General features: G+C 65.2%; 10 protein-coding genes. 3 read left to right on the forward strand and 7 right to left on the reverse strand.

Annotation, left to right across the window (positions count from 1 at the left end; all coding sequences use genetic code 11):
- The 3 genes from VGN68_RS15515 to VGN68_RS15525 form a co-directional block, all read right to left on the reverse strand.
- Positions 1-849, reverse strand: an 849-nt coding sequence (locus tag VGN68_RS15515; RefSeq protein WP_327477745.1) for a M2 family metallopeptidase, incomplete at its 3' end; no start/stop codon positions are given.
- A gap of 77 nt (positions 850-926) precedes the next feature.
- Complete coding sequence (locus VGN68_RS15520; RefSeq protein ID WP_327477747.1) at positions 927-1,679, reverse strand: alpha/beta hydrolase; 753 nt, start codon at positions 1,677-1,679, stop codon at positions 927-929.
- 42 nt (positions 1,680-1,721) lie between these two features.
- Positions 1,722-2,369 carry a 2-hydroxychromene-2-carboxylate isomerase gene (locus tag VGN68_RS15525; protein WP_327477749.1) on the reverse strand — a complete coding sequence of 216 codons (648 nt, stop codon included), beginning with the start codon at positions 2,367-2,369 and terminating at the stop codon, positions 1,722-1,724.
- A 145-nt stretch (positions 2,370-2,514) separates the two neighbouring features.
- Between VGN68_RS15525 and VGN68_RS15530 the strand changes: the two genes are divergently transcribed.
- From VGN68_RS15530 to VGN68_RS15540, 3 genes are all read left to right on the forward strand, one after another.
- Positions 2,515-2,964, forward strand: a complete 450-nt coding sequence (locus tag VGN68_RS15530) for a MarR family transcriptional regulator (protein ID WP_327477751.1) — start codon at positions 2,515-2,517, stop codon at positions 2,962-2,964.
- A complete protein-coding gene (locus VGN68_RS15535) occupies positions 2,964-4,082 on the forward strand; it encodes an HlyD family secretion protein (RefSeq protein WP_327477753.1) in 1,119 nt (372 codons plus the stop codon). The genes VGN68_RS15530 and VGN68_RS15535 overlap by 1 nt, the downstream gene beginning before the upstream one ends.
- 203 nt (positions 4,083-4,285) lie before the next feature.
- Positions 4,286-5,875: an MDR family MFS transporter gene (locus tag VGN68_RS15540; RefSeq protein ID WP_327477755.1), complete on the forward strand. Its 1,590-nt coding sequence runs from the start codon at positions 4,286-4,288 to the stop codon at positions 5,873-5,875.
- A gap of 548 nt (positions 5,876-6,423) precedes the next feature.
- Here the strand turns inward: VGN68_RS15540 and VGN68_RS15545 are convergent.
- The 4 genes from VGN68_RS15545 to VGN68_RS15560 form a co-directional block, all read right to left on the reverse strand.
- A complete protein-coding gene (locus VGN68_RS15545) occupies positions 6,424-7,029 on the reverse strand; it encodes a hypothetical protein (protein WP_327477756.1) in 606 nt (201 codons plus the stop codon).
- Between the two features lie 3 nt (positions 7,030-7,032).
- Positions 7,033-7,653, reverse strand: a complete 621-nt coding sequence (locus VGN68_RS15550; protein ID WP_327477758.1) for a DUF2238 domain-containing protein — start codon at positions 7,651-7,653, stop codon at positions 7,033-7,035.
- A gap of 170 nt (positions 7,654-7,823) precedes the next feature.
- Positions 7,824-8,849: an aspartate-semialdehyde dehydrogenase gene (locus VGN68_RS15555; RefSeq protein WP_293698835.1), complete on the reverse strand. Its 1,026-nt coding sequence runs from the start codon at positions 8,847-8,849 to the stop codon at positions 7,824-7,826.
- Between the two features lie 114 nt (positions 8,850-8,963).
- On the reverse strand, positions 8,964-9,091 hold a 128-nt coding region (locus VGN68_RS15560; protein WP_327477762.1), incomplete at its 5' end, for a 50S ribosomal protein L19.

Below are 9,091 nucleotides of genomic sequence, written 5' to 3' on the forward strand. Positions count from 1 at the left end.
CCATTCCTGCGCCCACATATTGCCGAGCAGGTCGGCGCGGATCGGGCCGGTCTTGGGCTGCACCGCGTCGCCATATTTCTCGTTCAGTTTCCAGCGCGTATAGGTGTGGAGCGCCATATAGAGCGGCTTCACTTCCTGCCACAAGCGCTCGGTCGTCTTGGCGAAATCTTCGGGCGACATATCATAGCCCGATCGCCACATGGCGCCGGTATTGGCAAAACCCAGCTCCTTGGCGCCTTCGTTGGCGATTGCGACCATGCGGGCATAGTCGTCCTTCATCGGCGCGCCTACATTGTCGTGCCAGCTGGTCCACATTTCGGCGAGTTCGGCGGGCGTGCGCTCGATATTGCCCATCTGCTCTTCGATGTCGGAGCCTGAGATTTCCTTGCCGTTCAACGTGCCGCGACCCTTGCCATATTGCGACTGCAGATTGGTCGCGATCTGGTTGAGCTCGGTCGCGGCACCGGGCCTGGTCGGGGCGGGCAGGACGAGACCTGTGCGCAAAATGTCGAGCTTGCGCTTGGTGTCAGCGCTCAGTCCCGGTACATCCTTATATTTCGCAGCTTCGAGCGCGTATTTGACGGACTTTTCGGTGCCGACGGCGTTAATCCGCGCCGCCATCGCGTCGGTATCCTCGGTCAGATAGGTGCTGTTGACCCAGTTCACCTGGCTCGCCTCGACCGTGTAGCCAAACAGATCCTTTTCGGCGGCGGCGATAAAGGCATCGGCGTCAGCGGCGGTGGGCTTCGCGGTCTTGGCGGTCGCGGCGGGCTTCTGCTGTGCGGCAACGACGGGGCCGGCAAGCGCGAGCGAGAGGGCCAGCGACAGGGTCGAAATCATAGCTTTCATGGGGTGCGATCCTCTGGACGATTTTGAAGGCGCTCTTTGGCGCAATGTCGATAGCTTGGCGCGCGCCGAAGGCAGGGTCAAGCGGTCAGGAAGGCCGCGATCGCTTCGCCGAGCTCGGGCTGGGTTACGCTCGACATATGGGTACCGGGAATCGTTACGAGCTGCGCATCGGCGAGCGCGGCGACCAGTTCGGGGGCTGATCCATTGTCCTGATCCTGCTCGCCGCATACGACGAGTATGGGCATCGTCAGCGCCGCCAGCGCCTCGGGCGGAGTGTCGGTGAAACTGTCGAGCAAATGCCCCGCGGCAATCCGATCGACCTTCATCGTCTTCATGAACTGGATCGACAACCAGGTGTCGTCGCCGCGCTTGGCGCTTTCATATTCGGCGATCGCCCGCCGGAAGAACGCGCCGCGCCGCTGCCAGCCGGCGAGACCCGCCAGCCCCATGCCGCCCAGAATCAGCCGGCGCGGTTTCATGCCCGCCACCACCGCGCGCACGCTGGTCCGCGCGCCGAGCGAAAAGCCGCCGAGATCGAAGTCGGTCAGCGCCAGATGCGCGACCATATCCTCCAGGTCGCGCACCAGCACGTCGGGCGGATAATGCTCCTCGTCGTGCGGCGCGTCGCTCGACCCGTGAACGCGCAGGTCGGGCATGATGACGCGGTAGCCCTCGGCGGCGATCCGCGCCGCGGTGCCGAATTTGATCCAGTTCACCTCGCCGCTGGAAAACAGGCCGTGGAGCAGGATCAGCGGCCTGCCCTCACCCGTTTCACGCCACGCCAATCGCACGCCATCGCGCGCCTCGAAAAATTGGGGTTCGATCGTCATGCCCCGGCTATGCCTCTGCGGCTGCCGGTTGGGCAAGCAGGTTCAGCGCGGGCGCAGCCCCTTTTGCTCCATCCGCCACTTCGCCATCTCGATCCGGTCCTGCCCGAAGAATGGCTCGCCCTCGAACACCAATGTCGGCACGCCCCAGTGGCCGGCGATTTCCAGCGCGACCTGATTGGCGGCGATTTCATTGTCGAGCGCCTCGGCGTCTTTCTCGGCTTCGGCATCCAGTTCGACCAGATCGAGCCCGGCGCGCCGTGCCGCGCCCGCCAGATGGTCGCCCAAATGCCAATCGACCGCGCCGCCCCAGATCAGCTGTGCCGCTTCATGTGCAAAAGCCAAGCTCTTGCCGCGGCGCGATGCGGCCTGCCCGAGCCGGGTCAGGCGATAGATATAGGGCTGATCGGCGGCGATGGTGCGCGTCGTCATATCCTGGACGATCGGATCGGGGCGCGGCGGGCCGAAGGGGATGCCATGGAATTGCGCGACGCGAATCATGTCGCGCATCGTGTAGCTGAGCCAATTGGGATGGTTGCGCTCGAAAAAATCGGGCTGGCGGATCGCGAGCGGATAGACGGGGCGGAGGTTGATCGACAGGTCGTGGCTCGCCGCGAGCGCGCGGTAGCGGGCGATCGCGAGGTAGCTGTAGGGCGAGCGGAACGACCAGAAGAGGTCTGCGGTCAAGGTCATGACGCAATCCTGCGGAAATGGCGCGGCTTTGCAAGCATTGTCGGTGAAACTTACACCAAGGCGGATGGATTTGCGGAAGTTTACGAAAGTGCCGCGTAGCGTCGGGCGCTTGCAGTTAGTAGCTATTGCTATTATATCGCTTGCCATGAGTGAAACGATCGGATTCCTGCTCAACGACAGCGCGCGGTTGTTCCGCCGTGCATTCAACGCCCGCACCCGCGACACGGGGATCACGGCGCTGCAATGGCGGCTGCTCATCTATCTCCGGCGCCATGAGGGTATCCGGCAGGGGCCGCTCGCCGAGCTGATCGAGGTCGAGCCGATCACGCTGTCGCGGATGATCGACCGGCTGGAGGAGGCGGGACTGGTCGAACGCCGTGCCGACCCGAGCGACCGCCGCGCCTGGCTGTTGTATCTGGCGCCGGGGGCCGACGAGTTGCTGACTGCGATGCGCGCCACCACCGACGCGCTGACCGCCGAAGCGACCGAGGGGCTGACCGCCGCCGAGCGCGACCAACTGGCGGCGCTGGTCGAGCGGGTGCGCGCCAATCTGTCGCGTCGCATCTGCCAGAAAGAAAAAGAAGAGGCCGCCTGATGGACCAGCTCTCCCCCACCCGCCCCGCGGCCGACGACGCAAAAGCCGCGCCCAAGGCCGATCCGCTGCCGCCCGCCAGCGCGGCGACCGCGACCGAGCAAAAGGAGGCGCCGAAGTGGCGCACCCGCCTGTTGATGTTCGGCCTGCCCGCCATCCTGATCGCGGCGGGCGGCTATTATTGGCTGACCAGCGGCGGATCGGTGTCGACCGACAATGCCTATGTCCAGATGGACAAGGTGTCGGTCGCCGCCGAAGTGGGCGGCCGGATCACCGAAGTTGCCGTGCGCGACGGCCAGCAGGTCGCGGCGGGGCAATTGCTGTTCCGCATCGACGGCGAACCCTATGCGCTGAACGTCGCGCAGGCGACGGCGGCGATCGACGCGGCGCAAGTGGAGGTCGGCAATCTGTCGGCGAGCGCCAACACATCGAGCGTCGATATTGCTGCGGCGCGCGAGGATGTCGCCTTTGCACAGGTCAATTTCGAACGGCAGGCGGCACTGATGGAAAAGGGTTTCACTACCAAAGCCGCCTATGACGCGTCGCGCCACGCGGTCGCGCAGGCGCGCGAGCGGGTGCGGCAGGCCGAAGCGGCGGCGGTCGAGGCGCGCACCAAGCTGGCCGCGGGTCCGGCGAGCGGCGTCAATCCGCAGGTCGAAGCGGCGCGCGTTCAGCGCTCACAAGCGCAGGTCAATCTGGCGCGCACCACCGTCCGCGCGCCAAGCGCCGGGCGCGTCGCGCAATCGGACCGGCTGCAGATCGGCCAGATGATGGTCGCGGGGCTGCCTGCGGTGACTTTGGTCGACACCGCGCATCCGTGGGTCGAGGCGAATTTCAAGGAAACCGACCTCGCCAATATGCGCGTCGGCCAGCGCGCCGAGGTGACGTTCGACGCCTATCCGGGGCTGAAGGTGCGCGGCCATGTGCTGACCATCGGCGCCGGGACGGGCAGCGAATTTTCGGTGCTGCCGGCACAGAATGCGACGGGCAATTGGGTCAAGGTGACGCAGCGGGTGCCGGTGCGGATCGCGTTCGACGAGAAGCCAGCGCGCGAGATGATCGCGGGGCTGTCGGCGGAGGTGCGGGTGTTTACGAGCGGCGGTGCGGTGGCGGGGGAGTAGGGGGTGGGCGCCACGACCAGACGGCTACGACCTAATCGATCCTCCCCATCGACTTGCGATGGGGAGGTGGCAGCCCCGCTGGGGCTGACGGAGGGGCGGCGACCTCAAAAGTCAATGCAAGGGTTCGGCCCCTCCACCACCGCTTCGCGGCGGTCCCCCTCCCCATCGCAAGTCGATGGGGAGGATTTTGAGGTGGCATCCTGATGGCCTCCCGCTCCCTCCCCCGCCGCCCTGCCGGCACCGCGCTGCCCGCCGACGACAGCATCCCGCTGCACGAGCGCGTTCGCCACCGCGCGCTGCTCACCGTTGCGGTCATGGGGGCGTCGATCATGCAGATCCTGGATACGACGATCGCCAATGTCGCGATCCCGCACATGCAATCGGCGCTGGGCGCGACGAGCGAGACGGTGACGTGGGTGCTGACCAGCTACATACTGGCGAGCGCGGTTGCGATGCCGATCACCGGCTGGCTGGCCGACCGCATCGGGCGGCGCAAATTGTTCCTGATCGCGATTTTCGGTTTCATCGTCGCATCGATGGCGTGCGGCGCGGCGCAGTCGCTGGAACAGATGGTCGCCTTTCGCTTTTTGCAGGGGGTGTTTGCCGCCTTTATCGGGCCGCTGTCACAGGCCGTGATGCTCGACATCAACCCGCCCGAGCGCCATGCGCGCGCCATGTCGATCTGGGGCATGGGGATCATGATCGGGCCAATCGTTGGCCCCGTGCTCGGCGGCTGGCTGACCGAGCAAGCCAACTGGCGCTGGGTCTTTTATGTCAACCTGCCGTTCGGGCTGCTGACGCTGGCGCTGATGTGGGCGCTGCTGCCCGCGACGAAAAAGACCAGCCGCCGGTTCGACCTGTTCGGATTTTCGATGCTCGCGCTGGGGCTGGCGGCGCTGCAACTGATGCTCGACCGCGGCGCACATGCCGATTGGTTCGACAGCGTCGAAATCTGGATCGAATGCGGCGTCGCGGTCGCGTGCCTGTGGATGTTCGTCGTGCATATGTTCACCGCGCGCGCGCCGCTGTTCAGCCGTGCGATGCTGGCCGACCGCAACCTGGTCACCGCGATGGGGTTCATGGTCGTGGTCGGCGTGGTGATGTTCGCGTCGATGGCGCTGTTGCCGCCGATGTTGCAGAATCTGTTCGGCTGGCCGGTGATCGACACCGGGCTGGCGCTGGCGGTGCGCGGCGTCGGCATCTTGATGAGCATGTGGGTCGCGGGGCAGCTGCTGGGCAAGGTCGATCCGCGCTGGCTGGTGGGGACCGGCCTCGCCATTGCCGCCTTTTCGCTATGGCAGATGAGCCACTGGTCGCTGGCGATGGGTATGGAGCCGGTGATCGTCAGCGGACTGGTGCAGGGGCTGGGCATGGGGCTGATCTTCATCCCGCTCAATACCATGGCGTTTGCGACGATCGCGCCGCAGTATCGCACCGACGGATCGAGCCTGCTCAACCTGTTCCGCAGCCTGGGCGCATCAATCGGCATCTCGATCGTCACCACCTTGCTGGGGTCGAATATCCAGACGAGCCATGCCGACCTGGCGGCGCATGTCACGAGCAGTTCGGTCAGCATAATCGACCCGTCGACCGCCGACCGGTTCGGCATCGCGGGCGAAACCGCGCTGGCGATGGTCAATGCCGAGATCAACCGGCAGGCGGCGATGGTCGCCTATATCGACGATTTCTGGGCGATGATGTGGATGACGCTGGCGGCGGTGCCGCTGGTGCTGTTGCTGCGGCCACCGGGGACGGGTGCACCCAAGGCGTCGGCGGCGGATATGGGGCATTAAGGGTGAGGTGGTTTTGGGGTGGGATGCGGACGTCGGTAAAGAGTGCGATTATCCCCTCCCGCAAGCGGGAGGGGCAGCGAGACTTACGAACTTGTTCGTTCGTCGCAGCGGGGTGGGCCTTTGCACTGTCGTTGCCCACCCGGCATTGGGCCGGTCGTGCCCCCGGCACGACCTGAACCAGCCGGGGGCTGGTTCACCCAATACCCCCCTCCCGCCTGCGGGAGGGGAGAAGAAACGTCCGCTCCCGGTCGTTAACTGCCATTGCCAATTTTCGCTATCCCGGAAAATCCTCGCGGATCGATTATGGGGTTCGGTTGCGGTAGGTTTGGGCGCCCGACGCCGCCGATCCTCCCCGGAACGGGGAGGGGGACCATGCGAAGCATGGTGGAGGGGCACAGGCGGTTTGTCTTGCCGGCGAGGCAGCGGGCCTCGCGCGTGGTTACAGGAACAGAACCACTCTTTCACGCCACGCTGCGTAAAACGCCTGTGCCCCTCCACCACCCTGCGGGTGGTCCCCCTCCCCCCTTGGGGGAGGATCGCTGAACCCATCACCGAAAGAAACAATTCACCCCGGCGAACAGCGCGTCAATCTTGGCCGTATCGCCGGGCGCTGCGAACATGCCGCCGACGACCTTGTCGCCGGTGCCGATGCTGAATTCCTCGCCCAGGGTGCTGTCCTCGACGGCGACGATCGACACCGACTCGCCCGCCTTGGCGCGCGTCGTGCCGATGGCGATGCCGCTCGCCGTCGAATAGGCGGCAGCGCCGGGTTCGTTGCCCAGGAACCAGCCGACGAATTTATCATCCTGAAAATTGAGCGTCATCGCGTCGTAACGGGTGAATTGCATCGGACCGGCGCCGCATTCGTCGTTGGTGCTGCGGTCGTCCGCCTTGCCCGCGACATTCGCGAGCGCGGTTTCGGCCTGCGCGCGCGGGACGCCAAAGGCGAGGAGGCTGGCCTTGCCGCTGGTCTTGTCGATGAAGCGCAGCCCCTCGCCATCGAGGCTGACCGCGGTGGTTGCGGCGGCGGGGCCGTCGGCTTTGGCTTCGGGGACCGGGGGCACTGCGGTCTCAGTCGCTGCGGGGGTCTTTTCGGGCGCCGGTTTGCAGGCGGCGAGCAGTGCCACCATCGCGAGAGCCGTCATGTTACGCATCGCCTATCTCCTCCGCTGGACCAGCAGCACCAATATCGCACCCAGCGCCGCCAGCGCCATATCCTTTTGCGCGTCCCAGATGTCACCCTGCTGACCATTGTAACGTTCGGCGGTCTCGCCCGCCGCGACGATGGTCAGCAACCATTCGAAGATTTCATAGAGGCTGGAAATGGCCAAGACCCAAGCAAGCACGGTTAACGCCGCGCCGCTATGGCTTAGCCCGCCCCAGCGCCGCGCGATTTCGGCGACGGGGATCACCGACAGCGCGCCAAAGGCAAAATGGACGAGACGGTCGTAATGGTTGCGGCTCCAGCCGAAGGCGTCGGAGAGGGTGGTGCCGGTGAGGGTGTGCGCCCATTGGTCGTAGGGGACGCTGCTGTAGGCGTAGCGACCGCCGAGGGTGTGGAGGGCCAGGAAGGCGACGATACACGCGACGGCCGCGGTCGAGAGCGGCCAGCGGCGGAGCAGCGCCGGGGCCGCGACGAGCAGCAGCATCGTCGGGATGTGCTGAAGCAGCGCGATTTCGGGATAAGGCTGTTCGATCTGCGCGAGCAGCAGCAGGATCAGCAGGGCGCCGAGCAGGCGGCGCTGCGCGGGCGGGGTGGAGGAGGAGACGTCGGTCATCCCCTCCCCCTACCCGTTCGGATTGCGCGTCGTCGAGAGTGGCTGACGTACCTGCACCCCTGCGAAGGCAGGGGTCCATCACCCAAGCTCGCGATCGGCGTTGCCGTTTGTGCAAAAGGCGACGTTAGGAGATGGACCCCTGCCTTCGCAGGGGAACATCCGCTTTACCTTCAGCCCTTCTTCAGATGCCGACGCCCCAGCAACTCGGCGATCTGGACCGCGTTCAGCGCCGCGCCCTTGCGCAGGTTGTCCGAAACGCACCACAGGTTGAGGCCGTTTTCGACCGTCGGGTCTTCACGGACGCGCGACACGAAGGTCGCGAAGTCGCCGACGCATTCGACCGGGGTGATATAGCCGCCATCCTCGCGCTTGTCGTGGAGCACGACGCCGGGGGCTTCGCGCAGGATGCGCTGGGCGTCCTCGGCCGACAGCTCACGCTCCATCTCGATGTTGATCGCTTCCGAATGGCCGACGAACACCGGCACGCGGACGCAGGTTGCGGTGACCTTGATCTTGGGATCGAGGATCTTCTTGGTCTCGACGACCATCTTCCACTCTTCCTTGGTCGATCCGTCGTCAAGGAAGCTGTCGATGTGCGGGATGACGTTGAAGGCGATCTGCTTGGTGAATTTCTGGATGTCCTTTTCGTCGCCGACGAAGATCTGGCGCGTCTGGTTCCACAGCTCGTCCATGCCCGCCTTGCCAGCGCCCGACACCGACTGATAGGTCGAGACGACGACGCGGGTGATCTTGGCAGCGTCGTGGAGCGGCTTCAGCGCCACCACCATCTGCGCGGTCGAGCAGTTGGGGTTGGCGATGATGTTGCGCTTTTTGTAGCCGTCGATCGCGTCGGGGTTCACCTCGGGTACGATCAGCGGCACGTCGGGGTCCATGCGATAGAGCGACGAATTGTCGATGACGACGCAGCCCGCCGCGGCCGCCTTGGGCGCATGGATCTTGGTCGCTTCGCTGCCGATCGCAAAAATCGCCATGTCCCAGCCGGCCCAGTCGAAATTGTCGATATTCTGGCATTTCAGCGTGCGGCCGGTGTCGCCGATTTCGACGTCGGTCCCCTGGCTGCGCGACGAGGCGACCAGCGCCAGTTCGTCGATCGGGAATTCGCGCTCGGTGAGGATGGCGAGCACTTCGCGCCCGACATTGCCCGTCGCACCGGCGACAACGATCCGATAACCCATGATGAAATCCCGTTCTGAAATGGAGGTGCTGAAACGAAAAACGACCGGTTCTGCGCTTTGGCGGAACCGGTCGTTTTGGAAAGCTGTTTTCGCTTGGGGTCGGGAAAGTCTCCCTTAGCCCTCGCTGGCTTCCGGCCGGTAGTCGCGGCGCTCCGCAATACGCGCCGATTTACCAGTGCGGCCACGAAGATAATAAAGCTTCGCACGACGCACGGCACCCTTGCGGATGACGGTAATGCTGT

The sequence above is a fragment of the Sphingopyxis sp. genome (assembly GCF_035998965.1).
Taxonomy (GTDB): domain Bacteria; phylum Pseudomonadota; class Alphaproteobacteria; order Sphingomonadales; family Sphingomonadaceae; genus Sphingopyxis.